Source organism: Lelliottia amnigena (assembly GCF_019047465.1).
Taxonomy (GTDB): Bacteria; Pseudomonadota; Gammaproteobacteria; order Enterobacterales; family Enterobacteriaceae; genus Enterobacter; species Enterobacter amnigenus.
This window is the reverse complement of record NZ_CP077236.1, coordinates 2,634,142-2,652,214: the sequence shown is the minus strand read 5'-3', so window position 1 is coordinate 2,652,214 and position 18,073 is coordinate 2,634,142. Positions and strand designations below refer to the sequence as shown.

The following is an 18,073-nucleotide window of genomic DNA, read 5'->3' as shown; positions in this document are numbered from 1 at the left end:
CATTTATACAGGCAACTGCTTCAATAACTGACGATTTGATTATTCATTGAGGAAATATTATGCGGGCTTTACCGATCTGTCTTTTAGCACTCATGCTGAGCGGCTGTTCAATGCTAAGCAGATCTCCTGTTGAACCTGTGAAAAGCACTGCAACTCCGCCAAAAGTGGAACCAGCCAAACCGAAGGCACCGCGTCCGGCGCCGGTAAAAATTTACACCAATGCCGAAGCTCTCATTGGTAAGCCATTCCGTGATTTGGGCGAAGTCACCGGCGAATCATGCCAGGCCAGCAATCAGGATTCGCCGCCAAATATCCCGACAGCGCGCAAGCGTCTGCAGATCAACGCCGCCAAAATGAAGGCTAACGCCGTACTGCTGCATAGCTGTGAAGTCACCAGCGGCACGCCGGGATGCTATCGCCAGGCCGTGTGCATGGGCAGCGCCCTTAACGTATCGGCTAAATGAGTGCATTTAAGTTCGAGCAGATAGGTGTTATCCGCTCGCCTTATAAAGAGAAGTTTGCCGTTCCGCGTCAACCGGGTCTGGTCAAAAGCTGTGGCGGTGAACTTCACTTAACTGCGCCGTATAATCAGGCCGATGCAGTTCGTGGGCTAGAGGCATTCAGCCATCTGTGGGTTCTGTTCATCTTTCATCAAACGATGGATGGAGGCTGGCGCCCTACCGTTCGCCCTCCCCGGCTGGGTGGAAATGCAAGAATGGGTGTTTTCGCAACGCGCTCTACGTTCCGACCCAACCCCATCGGCATGTCGCTCGTTGAACTAAAGGGTATCCGCTGCCAAAAAGATCAGGTGATTCTCGAACTCGGGAGCCTGGACCTGGTAGACGGAACGCCGGTTGTGGATATCAAACCGTATCTGCCCTTCGCCGAAGCGCTTCCCGATGCCGTGGCGAGCTATGCCCAGCAGGCGCCAGCAGCAGATATGCCGGTTGGCTTCACTGCCGATGTCTTCTTAGAGCTTCAGCGGCTTGAAAAGCGGTATCCTCGACTGAAAGATTTTATCGTCGACGTTCTGGCTCAGGATCCGCGTCCTGCTTATCGAAAGGAAGAAGAGGTAGGGAAAAACTACGCCGTCTGGCTGCTGGATTTTAACGTTCGCTGGCGTGTAACCGAAGCGGGCTTTGAAGTGTTTGCACTGGAAGTGCGCTAATTTTATTGTCCTCTCTTTTGGCATCTTTGCCACACTGGTAAACTAAACCACTTTTTTTGTGTCAGGTTGACGAATCAGCCTGGTCCAATCGTCGAAATGGAACCGTAACAACATGCGTACTAGCCAATATCTGCTCTCCACACTGAAGGAGACACCAGCCGACGCCGAAGTCATCAGCCACCAGTTGATGCTCCGCGCCGGGATGATCCGCAAGCTGGCCTCTGGGTTGTACACCTGGTTGCCGACCGGTCTGCGCGTCCTGAAAAAAGTCGAAAACATCGTGCGTGAAGAGATGAACAACGCCGGCGCGATCGAGGTGTCTATGCCTGTGGTTCAGCCTGCTGACCTGTGGGTAGAAAGTGGACGCTGGGAGCAGTACGGCCCGGAGCTGCTGCGTTTTGTTGATCGCGGCGAACGTTCGTTTGTGCTCGGCCCAACGCATGAAGAAGTCATCACGGATCTGATCCGCAACGAGCTGAATTCCTACAAACAGCTGCCGCTGAACTTCTTCCAGATCCAGACTAAGTTCCGTGACGAAGTGCGTCCACGTTTCGGCGTCATGCGTTCTCGCGAATTCCTAATGAAAGACTCTTACTCTTTCCATACTTCTCAGGAATCTCTGCAAGAGACGTATGACAAGATGTATGAAGCGTATAGCAAAATTTTCTCCCGTATGGGGCTGGATTTCCGCGCTGTGCAGGCGGACACCGGCTCTATCGGTGGCAGCGCTTCCCATGAATTCCAGGTTCTGGCACAGAGCGGCGAAGACGATGTGATCTTCTCCGATACCTCAGACTACGCAGCTAACATCGAATTTGCAGAAGCGCTGGCACCATCAGCACCACGCGCGGCTGCATCCGAAGAGATGAAGCTGGTCGATACGCCAAACGCAAAAACCATCGCCGAGCTGGTTGAGCAGTTCAATCTGCCAATCGAAAAAACGGTGAAAACCTTGCTGGTTAAAGCCGTTGAAGAGAGCGCTTATCCGCTGGTAGCACTGCTGGTGCGTGGCGATCACGAACTGAATGAAGTCAAAGCAGAGAAACTGGCGCAGGTTGCCAGCCCGCTGACTTTCGCGACCGAAGCTGAAATTCGCACAGTGATCAACGCAGGTCCAGGATCTCTGGGTCCAGTGAACATGCCTATTCCAGTGGTTATAGACCGTACCGTAGCCGCGATGAGTGATTTCTCCGCTGGCGCGAACATCGATGGTCAACATTACTTTGGTATCAACTGGGATCGTGACGTTGCGACACCAGAAGTGGCTGATATCCGTAACGTGGTTGCAGGCGACCCAAGCCCTGACGGCCAGGGTACGTTGATGATCAAACGCGGGATTGAAGTGGGTCACATCTTCCAGCTAGGCACCAAATATTCCGAGGCGCTTAACGCTTCTGTTCAGGGCGAAGATGGTCGTAACCAGATCCTGACGATGGGTTGTTATGGTATCGGGGTCACGCGCGTTGTGGCTGCTGCGATTGAGCAGAACCACGACGAACGTGGCATCGTATGGCCAGATAATCTGGCACCGTTCCAGGTGGCCATCCTGCCGATGAACATGCACAAATCTTACCGTGTGCAGGAGCTGGCGGAGAAGCTGTACAGCGAGCTGCGCGCCCAGGGTATTGAAGTGCTGATGGACGACCGTAAAGAACGTCCAGGCGTGATGTTTGCTGATATGGAACTGATCGGCATCCCGCACACCGTGGTTATCGGCGATCGTAACCTCGACAGCGACGACATTGAGTACAAATACCGCCGTAGCGGTGAGAAGCAGATGATCAAGACCGGCGACATTCTTGATTACCTTGTGAAAGCTATCAAAGGCTAAGCCGCCAGCCGACAAAAAGCCCCGCTAATGCGGGGCTTTTTATTATCAGCGTTGAAATCCGTTTATTTCGTTTCGCAGTCTTTACCCGCCACAAACGTAGCGGATTTATCCGTCACCAGCGTTTTAACCATCTCGCCGCTATCCGGATTAGGTTCCAGAGTGAAGTGGCCATCCACGGTCAAGAGAACCGGTTTACTGTCATTTCCACGGGCCACGGCATAATCACGTTCCAGTTGCGCATTGTTGGCGACACTGACTTTCTTGCCCGTCGCACAGTCGGTAAATACCGCAGCGTCCGCCATATAAAAATACATGCCGCGCATCGGCATCGGAGTCGATGGCAAGGCCACTTTTACCGGTGCCAGCGTATAATTGAACTGAGATTCAATCGGAAGACCTTCCCGATCGAGCATCTCCATTCCTTCGCCCTTCGGGCGGAAATAGGTTTTCTCACCTTCAGCATCCGTCAGAATCAGCTTTTCGGCTGTGCGTTCCCACTTACCGTAAGTCGCGAAAGATGACGGTTCTTTTGCGCCTTGATAGCGCTGATTCATTACCCATGAACCGTCCTTTTCCAGGAACAGCGTGGTTTCAATGCCTTCGCAGTCGGCGCAGGGTAAAACACCGCGCCAGCTCTGCTGCATCGGCTTCAGCGCTTGCGACTCCGTCGGTTGGAGCGCCTGCGTTTCAGTGCGATTGTTACAACCAATAAGTGCAAAGAGCGTAGAGGCTGCGAGCACTGACAATATCGCTGTTTTCACGATGAATTCCTTATAAATTGGGTGTCCCGGTTCGTTAATCAGAAGACCGTCGAATTTTACCGCGCAGTGATTTCACTGTGGACTTTTGCGCTTTCGATGACAACCGGCGCTCTTTTGACGCGCGCGTAGGTCGGGTTGCCCGACGGCTTTTCTGCACGACGGTTAATTCTTTGATCAGCGCGACCAGGCGCGCAAGCGCGGCTTCGCGATTTAACTCCTGGCTGCGATACTCCTGCGCCTTAATAATGATCACGCCATCACTGGTAATGAGGTGATGACTGGCCGCAAGCAAAGCCTCTTTATAAGACTCTGGCAGACTAGAGGCCCGAATGTCAAAGCGCAGATGGATAGCTGTTGAGGCTTTATTAACATGTTGCCCACCCGCGCCCTGCGCACGAATCGCCGTGATCTCAAGCTCGCTGTCAGGAATGCTAACGGTGCGGGACAACGCGATCATAACGGGGACTGCCACGCGGTGAGATGTATTTCCAGATTATTCTGTGAATCAGACAACCAGATCGCCCCATCCTGAATCGTTGCCTGTAAAGCCATTGTTCTTCCTGCAAAATCACTCAGCTGTGCCAGCTGTTCATCATCCAGATACCAGACAGAAAGATGCGAATACTGCGCGCATTTTCGTTGGTTTTGCTGCCACCAAATCTCAGCTGCACGCTGATTATAAGCAAATATCGCCACCTCTGCGGACTGCGTGCAGGCTTTCTTAATGCGACGTTCATCAGGCAGACCGAGTTCGATCCACAAATCGATGCCAAGATGATCGTTCTTTAGCCACGCTTCTGGCTCTTCTTCGGCACTTAATCCCCGCGTGAACTGCAACCGATCGTTGGCATATTTAATCCACGCCAGCAGGCGCAGCATCATGCGTTCCTGGGTTTCTGAAGGGTGACGCGCCAGCGTTAGCGACGCATCGAGAAACTGGTTGCGGTCAAGATCGGCTACATTAACTACCGCTTTATAAATTGTCGCTTTCAGCGCCATGAGTAAACTCCATTCTTATAAGGCGATCATTGTAGCGAAATTATGGCCAAAAGACTGTTGTGAGTGGGCGAAAGTCCACAATATCAAGGCGCTGATATTGCCAGGATGAGTATGTTATAGTCACCTTGATAAACCGTGTTTATCTTCGTAGGCTTAAATATCTCACAGTAACGTCAGTGCGCTGGCAGGAGGGGATGTGGAAATTTATTGTGAGTTAATTCGCAAAAGGTATGCGGAAATCGCCAGCGGAGATCTGGGTTATATCCCGGATGCGTTGGGCTGTGTGTTGAAAGTGCTGAATGAAGTCGCGACGGATGACAGCCTTTCAGAATCGATCAGGGAAAAAGCGGCGTATGCTGCTGCGAATTTACTGGTGAGCGATTATGTCAATGAATGATACCTATCAACCCATCAACTGTGATGACTATGACAACCTGGAGCTTGCCTGCCAAAACCATTTGATCCTGGCGCTAGCGTTAAAAGATGGCGAAGAGCTGAAGGCAAAAGCCCGCGATCTGGTTATGCGTAAGAACGTTGAATACCTTGTCGTCGAAGACGCGGGCGCAACGCGTGAGTTTCGTCTCGATAAAATTGCCAGCTTCAGTCATCCGGACATCGGCACCGTTGTGGTGAGCGAATCCTGAATGTCCCTAACGGGCAGTCCACTGCCCGTTACGCTTTCCACTCCAGCTGCACACCCTTTTCTGCCCAACCTTCCTGCGTAACAAAAACACCCGCAGCGGCAATCAGCGTTTCGCCATAAAACAGCAGCGGCGTGGTATCGCGTAACCAGGGAGGAATGTTGTACTCCTGCCAGATTTTCTTCAGTTTTCGTCCGCCGTGACGCCCAACAATATGCAGTATTCCGCCGGCTTTAAAACGGATCGTGACCTGCTCATCCGGGTTCGGCAGGCGAATATGGCCGCCCTCCACAAAAGAAACGCTACCCAGAGACAACATCAGAGGCTCAGAAGGATCGCGCCACTCGATAATCTGGTCAGCCATCGAAGGCTGGCATTTCACCCACCAAAGCTCTCCTTTGAAGCGCCGAACCTCGAAGCCACCGAGATGCAAACGCGGCGTGGCATCTTCACGAGCTAAAGCAACCTCTTCCCAGATACGATTTAACATTGTGCGCGAAGGCATTTGCGCATCATGAGCGGCGAGCCAGCGGCGTAGTAGCGCAGCACGACGCACGAGGCTCATCGCTTCAAGGGGTTCAATTTTTAGCGCACCCTCCGTCGAGATCACACTGGCTAACTCTTCAGTCAGCAGCTCATCCAGCAGGCTTTCTTGCTCAGCACACAACGCCGCACTTCTCGCCGTCGCATCTGCAAAATGCGGCCAACGTTCGGAGAGTAGCGGCAATACGCGCAATCGCAGAAAATTGCGATCGTAGCTGTCGTCCTGATTACTTTCGTCCTCGATCCAGCAGAGGTTATAGTCCTTTGCCCACGTTTCTAGCGAGGTGCGCGTTTCACCCAGAAGTGGGCGAATCAACTGCGTGCCTGCAAATTCAGTGCGCACAGGCATGGCGGACAACCCCGCCGGGCCGCTTCCCCGTTTAAGAGCCAGTAAAAACGTTTCACACTGATCGTCGAGATGTTGCGCCGTGACGAGCGCCTCCCCCGCTTGAAGCACTTTTTCGAACGCTAAATAGCGCGCTTTTCGCGCCTGCGCTTCTGTACCCAAACCCTCATCATGAAGCGTCACACGTTCAACGATCAGCGGAATATGCCACGCTTCACAGAGCGATTCGCAGTGCGCAACCCAGCGGTCGGCATTTGAACTTAAACCATGATGTACATGAATGGCACGAATCTGAACATCAGGTTCCTGCTCGCGCCAGAGTCTTAATCGATGAAGTAAAACGGTCGAATCCAGCCCACCGCTAAATCCCACCAACAACTGGCGGTACGGAGAAACAGACTGAGCGATTACGGATGAGGTCATAAAAGGTCTTATAGAGAGCCAATGCCCGGAAAATTACCGAGCATTGACTCTGATGGCAAGCATTACTGCTGGTAGAGCTCCAGCGGCAAGCCATCCGGATCGTTAAAAAACGTAAAACGTTTGTCGGTAAACGGGTCGATGCGAATCGATTCACACTTCACGCCGTGTGCTTCAAGGTGTTCTGTGGCCCGATCGATATCGTCCACGCTGAACGCGAGATGGCGAAGCCCACAAGCTTCGGGGCGCGACGGACGGGCAGGCGGAAAAGGAAATGAGAACAGTTCGATCACATAGTCTCCGTTAAGCGCCAGGTCACCTTTCCACGAGTCACGCTCAGAGCGATAGGCTTCGCTCAACAGCGTAAACCCAAGAACGTCGCAATAAAATGCCTTACTTTTGGCGTAGTCCGAAGCGATAATCGCAATATGGTGAACCTGTTTTAAACCCAGCATAGCGTCTCCTTTTTATCATGCCTGCACGTTACAACTGAAAACCCTACACACGCAAGGGATCAACTCTCTTTTAAGACTCGTACCCGGTATACGCCGTTCTCATCGCGTTTTGCACCGTGAATGTCCGTCTCAAAGCCAGGATAATGGCGACCGATGGAACAGAGCATCAGCAGAAAATCGAGCACCGAACGGCTTTGCTCGGTGATCATTTCTCCCGGCATCAGAAGCGGAACGCCCGGTGGATAGGGGAGAACCATATTGGCGGATACGCGCCCAATGAGATTTTCCAGCTCTATGGTTTCCACTTCACCTTTGACCTGCTGCTGCCAGGCCTTGTGCGGTGTGAGCTTCATTTCAGGTAACACATCAAATGCCTGGAGCATCAGTCGAGGAAGATCGTGCTGGCGGATCAACTTATGGATCCCTTGTGCCAGATCCTGAATACGCATATTCCGGTAATAATCGGGATCTTCGGCATACAGATCCGGGAGCATATTTTTGACCCGCAGATTGAGATCGTATGCGCGCTTAAATTCCATCAGTCCGCGCAACAGGCCCATCGCTCGGGTTTTATCAATACCGATGCTAAACAGGAAAAGTAGATTATAAGGCCCGGTTTTCTCCACCACGACGCCGCGTTCGTCCAGAAATTTTGCCACCAGCGCTGCCGGAATCCCTTCATCACTCATGATTCCCTGTTCATCCATCCCCGGCGTCAGAATGGTGACTTTGACCGGATCAAGAAACATATGATCCGCGTCAGCGTCTCTGAAACCATGCCAGCTCTCGCCAGGCGCGACAGACCAGCATTCTGCCTCATCGATCTCTTCCGGTTGCCAGATATCGAAGAACCATCCGTCGGCTTCATCTTTCAGGCGCTGAACTTCTTTACGAAAATGAAGCGCCCGCTCCACCGAGCGATTAATCAGGCGTTTACCCGGATTACCGCGCAGCATAGCCGCTGCCGTTTCAATTGATGCGACTAATGGATAACTCGGCGAGGTGGTGGTGTGCATCATATAAGCTTCGTTGAACGTCTCTTCGTCGTATTCACCCTTAATATGGATTAACGATGCCTGAGATAAAGCGGCCAGCATTTTGTGCGTCGATTGCGTCTCGAAGAAGACTTTGCCCGGCACCCGTTCGCCGCTCATACCGCTTTTACCGGCATAAATCGGATGGAAATTGGTATAGGGTACCCATGCAGAATCGAAATGAATCGACGGTACATCGAGGGTCTGCTTGATCCAGTTGGTGTTATACAACAGGCCATCATACGTCGAGTTAGTAATCACCGCGTGAACCGGCCAGCTTGCATCAGGAACAGCGGCAACTTTATGTTCTATGGCGCTCCGGGAGAATTCACGGCGAGGGATCCCGCCCAGAATCCCCAGCGCATTTCGCGTTGGCGAGAGCCAGATCGGCACAACATCACTCATCATCAATAAATGCGCCAGTGATTTGTGGCAGTTACGGTCAATCAGCAGCGTACTGCCAACGGGGGCGGCATACATCCCGACAATCTTGTTTGAAGTCGACGTGCCGTTTGTCACCATATAACTCTGCTCCGCACCAAAAGTACGTGCGATGTACTCTTCGGCCTCGAGGTGCGGGCCCGTATGATCAAGCAGCGAGCCAAGTTCCGTCACCGAAATCGACACGTCGGCTTTGAGCGTATTCCCACCAAAAAAATCGTAAAAAAGGCAACCCACCGGGCTTTTCTGGTAAGCGGTTCCCGCCATATGCCCCGGCGTGCAAAACGTGTATTTGCCTTCCTGAACGTAGGTGAAAAGCGCGCGGGTGAACGGCGGGGTAATATTGTCGAGATATTCGCGAGTGTATTGCTGAATGCGGGTCGCAATATCTTCTGCAGCGCCCAATGCGTATTCAAAAAACCACAGCGCCATACGCATATCGTGGGCACTGACGTCCATCGTCGAATGCGTGTTGATGAAAGCGTACAGCGGCAGGTATTCATTCAGCTGATTGATATCGCTGCACAGTTCGAGATCGTACTCATCCCAGTCAAAAATCACGCCACAGATACGTGGATTGTGCTCGATAAACTTCAGCAGATCGGCATTGTTGTGCGGCCAGATAAGTTGATATCCACGCGCCTGCAACGCCTGCTCCAGCTCCTTGATGGGCTCATCTTTATAAAAGACGCCGTGCGGCCCCATAATGGCAATGATGTTCACGGTCTACCTCCTTGAAAAACATTCAATAAGGATAGTTAAGTTAAACGGCAGACATAAAAAAAGCCGCAACAATGTGCGGCTTTTAAGACAAATGTGACGCTTATGCGTAACCGTAGTTCATCAGACGTTGATAGCGACGGTTGAGCAAATCTTCTTTGCTCAGCACATCGAGATCGGCCAGATCGGCCAGCAACTGCGCTTTAAGGGAACCGGCGATCACTTCCGGCTTACGGTGCGCACCGCCCAGTGGTTCAGGGATCACGGTGTCGATCAGTTTCAATTCTTTCAGACGCGGCGCTGTGATACCCATCGCTTCTGCGGCCAACGGCGCTTTATCGGCGCTTTTCCACAGAATAGACGCACAGCCTTCAGGAGAGATAACGGAATAGGTGCTGTACTGCAGCATATTCACTTTATCACCCACGCCGATCGCCAGTGCACCACCGGAACCGCCTTCACCAATCACAGTACAGATTACCGGTACCGTCAGGCGAGACATTTCACGCAGGTTGCGAGCGATAGCTTCAGACTGGCCGCGTTCTTCTGCACCGACACCCGGGTATGCACCCGGCGTGTCGATAAAGGTCACGATCGGCATGTTGAAGCGCTCAGCCATTTCCATCAGGCGCAGTGCCTTACGGTAACCTTCTGGCGCTGGCATACCAAAGTTGCGACGGATTTTCTCTTTGGTCTCACGGCCCTTCTGATGACCAATAATCATCACCGGGCGACCATCAAGACGCGCTATGCCGCCGACAATGGCTTTGTCGTCAGCATAAGCGCGATCGCCTGCCAGTTCGTCAAATTCATCAAACGCCAGGCGGACATAATCCAGGGTGTACGGACGCTGTGGATGACGTGCCAACTGGGCAATCTGCCATGCGCCGAGATCGGCAAAGATTTTGCGCGTCAGTTCTACGCTTTTTTCACGCAGACGATGCACTTCTTCGTCGATGTTAATATCCAGTTTTTCATCCTGACGGCTCACCGCGGTCAGAGAATCGATTTTCGCTTCCAGCTCCGCAATCGGCTGTTCGAAATCAAGGAAATTCAGACTCATAGTATTCCTGTATTAGTCAAACTCCAGTTCCACCTGCTCCGAACCAATAAGGCCACGGAGATCGTTGAGTAAACGATCGCTCGGAGAGACACGCCACGTTGCACCAAAGCGCAACCGCGCGCGTGCATCCGCCCTCTGATAATAGAGATGTACTGGAATGGTCCCCGAACGATGGGGTTCCAGAGACTGACGGAGTCGGTTTAAAAGCTGGTCATCAATTTGCCTGTCCGTCAGCGAGATAGCAAGCCCGCGAGCATATTTTTCCCGGGCTTCGTCAATATCCATCACTTCACGGGCCATCATTTTAAGCCCGCCGCTGAAGTCATCAAAGCTGACCTGTCCGCTGACGATAAGTATGCGGTCGTTTTCCAGCAAATGCTGGTATTTTTCCAGCGCTTCGGTGAATAACATCACCTCCAGCCGCCCGGAACGGTCATCCAACGTACAGATACCGATGCGATTACCGCGCTTGGTGACCATAACCCGCGCTGCAATGACGAGCCCCGCTGCCGTGGTCATTTTACCACGTTCAGTTGGATGCATGTCTTTTAGCCTGTTGCCTCCGACATAGCGCTCAATTTCTTTCAGATACTGGTTGATTGGGTGTCCCGTCAGGTACAAACCTAACGTTTCACGCTCCCCTTCCAGCACCGTGTGTTCTGGCCATGGCTGGCAGTTGGCATACGATTGTTCAATTTGTTCTGGCTCATCGGCCAGCACACCAAACATATCGGCCTGACCAATTGCTTCCGCTTTAGCGTGCTGATCGGCCGCTTTCAACGCCTCACCGAGAGAATTCATCAGCGCTGCGCGATGCGGGCCGAGGCGATCAAATGCCCCTGACATGATCAGTTTTTCCAGCACACGACGGTTCAGCTTTTTGGTGTCAGTCCGCGCACATAAGTCGAAAAGCTCACGGAAGTAGCCGCCATTATTACGCGCTTCCAGAATCGCTTCGATAGGGCCTTCGCCCACACCTTTGATAGCCCCAATGCCGTAAACAATTTCACCGTCATCGTTAACGTGGAAATGGTACATCCCGGCATTGATATCCGGCGGCAGGATTTTCAGCCCCATTCGCCAGCATTCATCCACCAGGCCGACCACCTTCTCGGTGTTATCCATGTCGGCAGTCATCACAGCCGCCATAAATTCTGCCGGGTAGTGCGCTTTCAACCACAGCGTTTGATAGGACACCAGGGCGTAAGCCGCTGAGTGCGATTTGTTAAATCCGTAACCTGCGAATTTCTCTACCAGGTCAAAGATTTTTATCGCCAGTTCACCATCAATGCCGTTTTTCTTCGCGCCATCCTCAAAGGTGCCGCGCTGCTTGGCCATCTCTTCCGGTTTTTTCTTACCCATCGCACGACGCAACATATCAGCGCCGCCAAGGGTATATCCCGAAAGCTCCTGAGCAATCTGCATAACCTGTTCCTGATACAGGATAATGCCGTAGGTAGGCTCAAGCACCGGTTTCAGGCAATCATGCTGCCACTGCACATCAGGGTAGGAAATCTCTTCACGCCCGTGCTTACGGTCAATAAAGTTATCAACCATGCCCGACTGCAATGGGCCAGGACGGAACAACGCCACAAGTGCGATCATGTCTTCAAAGCAGTCAGGCTGAAGACGTTTAATCAAGTCTTTCATGCCGCGCGATTCAAGCTGGAATACCGCTGTGGTTTCCGAGCGCTGCAGCATGTCGAAACTTTTTTTGTCATCAAGCGGAATCGCAGCGATGTCAATCGGCTCCAGGCCCTGTTTGGCCCGACGCGGGTTGATCATCTTCAACGCCCAGTCAATGATAGTGAGTGTTCGCAAACCAAGGAAGTCAAACTTCACCAGGCCAGCGTACTCCACGTCATTCTTGTCGAACTGTGTAACAGGATGCTGACCTGATTCATCACAATATAACGGCGCAAAATCGGTAATTTTAGTCGGCGCGATAACCACGCCACCGGCGTGTTTACCGGCGTTACGCGTGACGCCTTCAAGCTTGCGCGCCATGTCGATAAGCGCTTTAACTTCTTCGTCTGCTTCGTAGATTTCCGGCAGTTGTGGCTCGGCTTCGAACGCTTTTGCCAGCGTCATGCCCGGATCGGGCGGCACCAGTTTTGAGATGCGATCCACAAAGCCATACGGGTGACCCAGCACGCGGCCCACGTCACGGATAACCGCTTTTGCCGCCATCGTCCCGAAAGTAATGATCTGTGATACCGCATCACGACCGTACATTTCTGCAACGTGATCAATAACCTGGTCGCGTTTCTCCATGCAGAAGTCAACGTCGAAGTCAGGCATTGAGACACGTTCTGGGTTGAGGAAACGTTCGAACAGCAGGTCAAATTCCAGCGGGTCAAGGTCGGTAATTTTCAACGCGTAAGCCACAAGCGAACCCGCACCCGAACCACGGCCAGGCCCCACAGGTACGCCGTTGTCCTTCGACCACTGGATAAATTCCATCACGATCAGGAAGTAGCCCGGGAACCCCATCTGGTTGATAACCTGTAGTTCAATGTCCAGGCGCTCATCATAAGGCGGGCGCTTCTCGTTGCGCTCGGCTTCATCCGGGAACAAAAATTCCAGACGATCTTCCAGACCTTCTTTCGATTTGAGGACCAGAAAATCTTCCGTACTCATCTCGCCGGTTGGGAACTGCGGCAAAAAATATTCACCTAAACGGACAGTAACGTTGCAACGCCTTGCAATTTCCACACTGTTTTCCAGCGCTTCCGGAATATCAGCAAACAGCTCGCACATCTCATCTTCAGAGCGCATATATTGCTGCGTGGAATAGTGGCGCGGGCGTTTTGGATCGTCGAGCGTAAAGCCGTCATGAATGGCAACACGGATTTCGTGCGCATCAAAGTCTTCAGCGTTAATAAACCGTACATCATTGGTCGCGACGACCGGCAGACCGCGCTGTTCAGCAAGCGCGACTGCCGCATGCAGATAGTTTTCTTCATCGGGACGACCTGTGCGAATCAGCTCCAGATAAAAACGATCCGGGAAGTATTCTTCATAAAACGCCACGCATTGCTCAACCAGAATATTGTTGCCGCGTATCAGACTTTTACCGACATCACCCATTCGACCGCCAGAAATCAGCAGCAAACCTTCATTGAGTTCTGCAAGCCAGTCCCTGTCGATCCATGGCCCCGCCGCGCCATAGCCCCGCTGATAGGCACGGGAAATCAGCAACGTCAGATTTTGATAGCCTGTATTGTTCATCGCCAGAACGGAAATTTGCGTCATTTCATCGCCGAGCAACTCGCTCTGAACGTGAAAATCCGCACCGATAATCGGCTTAAGGCCCGCGCCATGCGCCGCGCCATAGAACTTAACCAGACCACACAGGTTGGTGAAATCCGTGATCGCCAGCGCAGGCATGCCAAGAGCCGCTGCCTTTTTTACCAGCGGCCCGGTCTTCGCCAGCCCATCAATCATGGAGTAGTCGCTATGCACCCGCAGGTGTACGAAACGTGGTTCAGCCATCTTCAGATTCCGCGTGACTTAGTTGCTTACGTATTGATTCAGCACACCAGTCCCAGTGCGCGTTTCACCGGACCAAAACTGCGTCGATGATGTTCAGTTGGACCATGCTCAGACAGTCTCTCCAGATGGAAAGCGGTTGGATATCCCTTGTGCTGGGCGAAACCATACTGAGGATATGAAAGATCCAGCGCCGCCATTTCGGCATCGCGTGTCACTTTGGCAATGATGGACGCTGCGCTGATCTCGGCCACACGACTATCCCCTTTCACCACCGCCAATGAGCGCATCGGCAGAGCAGGGCAGCGATTACCGTCGATCAGCACATATTCTGGTACGATTTTCAGCCCGGCGACAGCCCGCTGCATCGCCAACATGGTGGCGTGAAGAATGTTCAGCTCGTCAATCTCTTCGGGCTCTGCGCGGCCTAAACTCCACGCCAGTGCTTTTTCTTTGATTTCATCATAGAGCGCCAGACGGCGTTTTTCAGACAGTTTCTTCGAATCATTCAGCCCTACGATCGGGCGAGCAGGGTCCAGAATGACCGCTGCAGTGACAACGGCACCCACCAATGGCCCGCGTCCGACCTCATCCACACCCGCAACAAGGTGCGTATGTGGGTAAACAAACTCTAGCATTGCGCTAACTCCATCACGGCATCTGCTGCTTGCTCATCGGCGTTACAGCGGATCTGCTGATGCAGTTCACGGAAGGTGTCGTGCATTTGATGACGGGTTTTACCGTCTGCCAGTAAGGGCAACAGCGCATCGGCTAATGCCTGAGGCTGACACTCATCCTGCAACAGCTCTTTGACTAACTCTCGGCCTGCCAGCAGATTAGGCAATGAAACATAATCCGTTTTGACCAGACGCTTCGCCAGCCAGAAGGTAAATGGCTTCATGCGATAACCCACAACCATTGGGCATTTTGCCAACATGCATTCCAGCGCAGCCGTTCCGGACGCCAGCAATGCGGCATCACTCGCCACCATGGCTTCACGTCCTTTGCCATCCAGAAGGTGAATGTGCAGGTCAGGCGCGACTTCCGCTTTGATGCGCTCAAACTGCTCACGGCGTTTGGCATTCACGAGCGGCACAACCACTTCCAGATCGGGATATGTCTGGCGAAGAATTTGCGCGGTCTTCAGGAAATCAGCGCTAAGCATTTCGACTTCTGCGCCACGGCTACCCGGCAAAAGAGCCAGACAGTGAGCGTCATGCGGGATGCCAAGAGTATCTCGTGCAGCATTTTTATCCGGATCAAGCGGCATGGCATCGGCCATGGTGTGCCCGATAAAACGGCATGGCACATTGAATCTGTCATAAAACGCTTTTTCGAAAGGCAGAAAAGCCAGCACCATATCGGTGGATCTGCCTATTTTGAAAACACGTTTCTGTCGCCATGCCCAGACGGACGGGCTGACGTAGTGAACAGTTTTAATACCCTGTTTTTTCAGGTTGCCTTCGAGGGTGATATTGAAATCAGGCGCATCAATGCCAACAAAAACATCGGGCTTAAGATCGGTAAAACGACGCGTGAGATCGGCGCGAATATGCAGCAAACGGCGTAAACGCCCCAGCACTTCAACAATGCCCATTACCGCGAGCTCTTCCATTTCGTACCAGGCTTCACAGCCTTCGGCCTGCATCAGCGGGCCAGCAACGCCCACAAAGCGAGCATTCGGTACACGAGCCTTGAGTGCCCGGATGAGACCTGCACCAAGAATATCGCCGGAGGTTTCTCCGGCGACCAGGGCAATCGTTAGTGGACGGTTGTCGACCATTAACGAATCAGACCTCGAGTCGAGCGTTCAAAGAACTCAGTGAACGCTTTGACCTCTGGGTACTGTTCTGCCAGCGCAGCCACTTCTGGCTTAGCCTCTTCGAGCGTTTTGCCGCTACGGTACATCAATTTGTACGCGTTGCGGATCGCTGTAATTGCTTCGCGGCTAAATCCACGACGCTTGAGGCCTTCAATGTTAACGCCAAAAGGTGTGGCGTGGTTACCCTGCGCAATCACATACGGTGGAACGTCTTGCGCGACACCGGAGCAACCGCCGACCATGACGTGCGCACCAATAATACAGAACTGATGGACTGCCGTCATGCCGCCAATGATCGCGAAATCATCAACCGATACGTGCCCCGCCAGCGTTGCGTTGTTGGCGAGGATACAACGGCTACCCACTGTACAGTCGTGCGCAATATGCGCATTGACCATAAAGAGGTTGTCGCTGCCCACCTTCGTCAATCCACCACCCTGTACTGTGCCACGATGAATGGTGACGCTTTCGCGAATGCGGTTACGATCGCCGATTTCCAGACGGGTCGGCTCACCAGCATACTTCAGATCCTGGTTGACTTCGCCGATGGAGGCGAACTGATAGATCTCATTATCGCGACCCATGGTCGTATGACCATTCACGACGACGTGAGATTTCAGTACGGTACCCTCACCAATTACGACATGGGGTCCAACAATACAGAATGGGCCAATGTGAGCGTTAGCACCAATAATGGCACCCTCTTCCACAATGGCAGTTGGATGAATAAAGGCGGTTTTATCAATCACGTATCAGGCCTCCCGGCTACGCGCACACATCATGGTAGCTTCACAAACCACTTTGCCGTCAACTAAAGCAACGCCTTTGAAGCGCGTCAGTCCACGGCGCGTTTTTTCAAAAGTCACTTCCATGATCATCTGATCACCAGGTACGACTGGGCGCTTAAAGCGCGCTTCATCAATACCCGCGAAGTAATACAACTCACCAGGCTCAAGTTTACCCACGCTTTTAAACGCGAGAATACCCGTTGCCTGTGCCATGGCTTCCAGGATCAAAACACCCGGGAAGATAGGCTTACCAGGGAAATGTCCCTGGAAGAATGGCTCATTTACTGAAACATTTTTCACTGCGCGCAGAAAACGACCTTCTTCAAAATCCAGCACACGATCTACCAGCAAAAACGGGTAGCGGTGCGGCAGAAGTTCTAAAATCTCTTCAATATGCAGAGTATGAGTGTCGGTAGTCAAAATACTCTTCCTGTCAAAATGTACTGAATAGCAATAATAACACGGCCTGCCGGATTATAAGAAAGCCGACAGGCCGGGAAATTTAGCGTTAAAGGATGAACGCTTAGTCTTGTTGATTGATTTTGCGCTCAATAGACTTGAGGCGCTTACTCATATCATCAATATTCATCACCAGAGCTGCGGTTTTACGCCACATCTTATTCGGTTGCAGCGGAATACCGGAGGAGTAAACACCAGGTTCAGTGATAGGACGCATCACCATACCCATGCCTGTCACCGTGACTTTGTCGCATATTTCCATATGGCCATTGATCACGCTGGCTCCACCGATCATGCAGTAGCGGCCAATTTTCAGGCTGCCTGCCATGATTACGCCGCCCGCAACTGCGGTATTGTCGCCAATCACGACGTTATGCGCAATCTGACATTGGTTATCGATGATAACACCATTACCAATAAGGGTGTCGTCGAGCGCACCGCGGTCGATCGTCGTACATGCACCGATCTCAACACGATCGCCGATAATCACGCGACCTAGCTGAGGGATCTTGATCCAATTACCACGATCGTTAGCATAGCCAAAACCATCCGAACCGATTACGGTACCGGACTGGATCAGGCAGTTTTCGCCAATCTCAATTTCATGATAAACGGTGACATTGGCCCACAAGCGGGTGCCTGCACCAATTTTAGTGTGTTTGCCAACGAAGCAACCCGCACCGATCACCACGTTATCACCCAAAACAGCATCGGACTCGATGACGGCGTTCGCACCAATTGATACGTTGCTACCCAGCTTTGCCGTTGAATCGATCGCTGCACTTGGTGCAATGTTCTGTGCCGGCTGCGGCGTGGTATCCAAAATCTGAGCCATGCGCGCGTAAGTCAGGTAGGGATTTTTCACTACCAGCGCTGCGCCTGTGGCAAAAGGAAGGTCGTCCTGTGTTAATACCACAGCAGACGCCTGGCATTGGGCCAGGTGTTCACGGTACTTAGGGCTTACGATGAACGTAATATTGCCTGTTTTAGCAGATTGCATGGACGCAACAGCGGTGATGACGATATCGCCATCACCGTGTAATTCTGCATCCAACTGCTGAGCTAGATCAGCCAGTCGAATAGAAGGCAT

18 protein-coding genes are annotated in these 18,073 nt (G+C 52.4%); 5 read left to right on the top strand and 13 right to left on the bottom strand.

Translation table 11 applies throughout. The annotated features are described in order from the left end of the window. The first annotated feature begins 59 nt into the window (after positions 1 to 59). The 3 genes from rcsF (at position 60) to proS (ending at position 2,999) form a co-directional block, all read left to right on the top strand. A complete protein-coding gene (gene rcsF, locus I6L74_RS12395; RefSeq protein ID WP_059180049.1) occupies positions 60 to 464 on the top strand; it encodes an envelope stress sensor lipoprotein RcsF in 405 nt (134 codons plus the stop codon). After that, positions 461 to 1,168, top strand: coding sequence for a tRNA (N6-threonylcarbamoyladenosine(37)-N6)-methyltransferase TrmO (gene tsaA / locus I6L74_RS12390; protein WP_059180050.1), 708 nt, complete (start codon positions 461 to 463; stop codon positions 1,166 to 1,168). Before rcsF ends, tsaA begins: the two co-directional genes overlap by 4 nt. A gap of 112 nt (positions 1,169 to 1,280) precedes the next feature. Further along, positions 1,281 to 2,999: a proline--tRNA ligase gene (proS, locus tag I6L74_RS12385; RefSeq protein ID WP_059180051.1), complete on the top strand. Its 1,719-nt coding sequence runs from the start codon at positions 1,281 to 1,283 to the stop codon at positions 2,997 to 2,999. A 62-nt stretch (positions 3,000 to 3,061) separates the two neighbouring features. On the opposite strand, the gene nlpE is transcribed toward proS, so the two are convergent. From nlpE to I6L74_RS12370, 3 genes are read right to left on the bottom strand one after another with little or no spacing between them, the layout of a single operon-like run. Next, entirely contained in the window at positions 3,062 to 3,760 is a 699-nt protein-coding gene (nlpE, locus tag I6L74_RS12380) for an envelope stress response activation lipoprotein NlpE (protein WP_059180052.1), read from the bottom strand. Between the two features lie 34 nt (positions 3,761 to 3,794). After that, positions 3,795 to 4,217 carry an alternative ribosome rescue aminoacyl-tRNA hydrolase ArfB gene (gene arfB / locus I6L74_RS12375; RefSeq protein ID WP_059180053.1) on the bottom strand — a complete coding sequence of 141 codons (423 nt, stop codon included), beginning with the start codon at positions 4,215 to 4,217 and terminating at the stop codon, positions 3,795 to 3,797. Continuing rightward, entirely contained in the window at positions 4,214 to 4,759 is a 546-nt protein-coding gene (locus I6L74_RS12370) for a YaeQ family protein (RefSeq protein ID WP_059180054.1), read from the bottom strand. The genes arfB and I6L74_RS12370 overlap by 4 nt, the downstream gene beginning before the upstream one ends. A 196-nt stretch (positions 4,760 to 4,955) precedes the next feature. Here I6L74_RS12370 and I6L74_RS12365 point away from each other — a divergent pair, with 196 nt between their 5' ends. Together I6L74_RS12365 and rof are read left to right on the top strand one after the other, a co-directional pair. Further along, positions 4,956 to 5,156: a YaeP family protein gene (locus tag I6L74_RS12365; protein ID WP_059180055.1), complete on the top strand. Its 201-nt coding sequence runs from the start codon at positions 4,956 to 4,958 to the stop codon at positions 5,154 to 5,156. Further along, the gene (rof, locus tag I6L74_RS12360; protein ID WP_059180056.1) at positions 5,143 to 5,403 is read left to right on the top strand and encodes a Rho-binding antiterminator; all 261 of its coding nucleotides are present in this window, start codon (positions 5,143 to 5,145) and stop codon (positions 5,401 to 5,403) included. Before I6L74_RS12365 ends, rof begins: the two co-directional genes overlap by 14 nt. Positions 5,404 to 5,431: 28 nt before the next feature. Here the strand turns inward: rof and tilS are convergent, their stop codons facing one another. The 10 genes from tilS to lpxD form a co-directional block, all read right to left on the bottom strand. Continuing rightward, positions 5,432 to 6,712, bottom strand: coding sequence for a tRNA lysidine(34) synthetase TilS (gene tilS / locus I6L74_RS12355; protein ID WP_059180057.1), 1,281 nt, complete (start codon positions 6,710 to 6,712; stop codon positions 5,432 to 5,434). A 62-nt stretch (positions 6,713 to 6,774) separates the two neighbouring features. Next, positions 6,775 to 7,164, bottom strand: a complete 390-nt coding sequence (locus I6L74_RS12350; RefSeq protein WP_059180058.1) for a VOC family protein — start codon at positions 7,162 to 7,164, stop codon at positions 6,775 to 6,777. A 59-nt stretch (positions 7,165 to 7,223) separates the two neighbouring features. Beyond that, the gene (locus I6L74_RS12345; RefSeq protein WP_059180059.1) at positions 7,224 to 9,362 is read right to left on the bottom strand and encodes a lysine decarboxylase LdcC; all 2,139 of its coding nucleotides are present in this window, start codon (positions 9,360 to 9,362) and stop codon (positions 7,224 to 7,226) included. 100 nt (positions 9,363 to 9,462) lie between these two features. After that, complete coding sequence (gene accA, locus I6L74_RS12340; RefSeq protein WP_059180060.1) at positions 9,463 to 10,422, bottom strand: acetyl-CoA carboxylase carboxyl transferase subunit alpha; 960 nt, start codon at positions 10,420 to 10,422, stop codon at positions 9,463 to 9,465. Between the two features lie 12 nt (positions 10,423 to 10,434). Beyond that, on the bottom strand, positions 10,435 to 13,917 hold the full coding sequence (gene dnaE, locus I6L74_RS12335; RefSeq protein WP_059180061.1) for a DNA polymerase III subunit alpha: 3,483 nt from the start codon (positions 13,915 to 13,917) through the stop codon (positions 10,435 to 10,437). A 38-nt stretch (positions 13,918 to 13,955) separates the two neighbouring features. After that, a complete protein-coding gene (gene rnhB, locus I6L74_RS12330; RefSeq protein WP_059180062.1) occupies positions 13,956 to 14,552 on the bottom strand; it encodes a ribonuclease HII in 597 nt (198 codons plus the stop codon). Beyond that, complete coding sequence (gene lpxB / locus I6L74_RS12325) at positions 14,546 to 15,697, bottom strand: lipid-A-disaccharide synthase (protein ID WP_059180063.1); 1,152 nt, start codon at positions 15,695 to 15,697, stop codon at positions 14,546 to 14,548. The genes rnhB and lpxB overlap by 7 nt, the downstream gene beginning before the upstream one ends. Beyond that, positions 15,697 to 16,485 (bottom strand): acyl-ACP--UDP-N-acetylglucosamine O-acyltransferase, encoded by a 789-nt coding sequence (gene lpxA, locus I6L74_RS12320; RefSeq protein WP_059180064.1) that lies wholly within the window; start codon positions 16,483 to 16,485, stop codon positions 15,697 to 15,699. Before lpxA ends, lpxB begins: the two co-directional genes overlap by 1 nt. 3 nt (positions 16,486 to 16,488) lie before the next feature. Next, a complete protein-coding gene (fabZ, locus tag I6L74_RS12315; protein ID WP_007373234.1) occupies positions 16,489 to 16,944 on the bottom strand; it encodes a 3-hydroxyacyl-ACP dehydratase FabZ in 456 nt (151 codons plus the stop codon). A gap of 103 nt (positions 16,945 to 17,047) precedes the next feature. Continuing rightward, positions 17,048 to 18,073 (bottom strand): UDP-3-O-(3-hydroxymyristoyl)glucosamine N-acyltransferase, encoded by a 1,026-nt coding sequence (lpxD, locus tag I6L74_RS12310; RefSeq protein WP_059180065.1) that lies wholly within the window; start codon positions 18,071 to 18,073, stop codon positions 17,048 to 17,050.

Bases quoted from the DNA above. Each gene is read 5' to 3' on its own strand.
- rcsF (WP_059180049.1), top strand. From the start codon at position 60: ATGCGGGCTTTACCGATCTGTCTTTTAGCACTCATGCTGAGCGGCTGT.
- tsaA (WP_059180050.1), top strand. From the start codon at position 461: ATGAGTGCATTTAAGTTCGAGCAGATAGGTGTTATCCGCTCGCCTTAT.
- proS (WP_059180051.1), top strand. From the start codon at position 1,281: ATGCGTACTAGCCAATATCTGCTCTCCACACTGAAGGAGACACCAGCC.
- arfB (WP_059180053.1), bottom strand. From the start codon at position 4,217: ATGATCGCGTTGTCCCGCACCGTTAGCATTCCTGACAGCGAGCTTGAG.
- I6L74_RS12370 (WP_059180054.1), bottom strand. From the start codon at position 4,759: ATGGCGCTGAAAGCGACAATTTATAAAGCGGTAGTTAATGTAGCCGAT.
- rof (WP_059180056.1), top strand. From the start codon at position 5,143: ATGTCAATGAATGATACCTATCAACCCATCAACTGTGATGACTATGAC.
- tilS (WP_059180057.1), bottom strand. From the start codon at position 6,712: ATGACCTCATCCGTAATCGCTCAGTCTGTTTCTCCGTACCGCCAGTTG.
- I6L74_RS12350 (WP_059180058.1), bottom strand. From the start codon at position 7,164: ATGCTGGGTTTAAAACAGGTTCACCATATTGCGATTATCGCTTCGGAC.
- accA (WP_059180060.1), bottom strand. From the start codon at position 10,422: ATGAGTCTGAATTTCCTTGATTTCGAACAGCCGATTGCGGAGCTGGAA.
- dnaE (WP_059180061.1), bottom strand. From the start codon at position 13,917: ATGGCTGAACCACGTTTCGTACACCTGCGGGTGCATAGCGACTACTCC.
- rnhB (WP_059180062.1), bottom strand. From the start codon at position 14,552: ATGCTAGAGTTTGTTTACCCACATACGCACCTTGTTGCGGGTGTGGAT.
- lpxB (WP_059180063.1), bottom strand. From the start codon at position 15,697: ATGGTCGACAACCGTCCACTAACGATTGCCCTGGTCGCCGGAGAAACC.
- lpxD (WP_059180065.1), bottom strand. From the start codon at position 18,073: ATGCCTTCTATTCGACTGGCTGATCTAGCTCAGCAGTTGGATGCAGAA.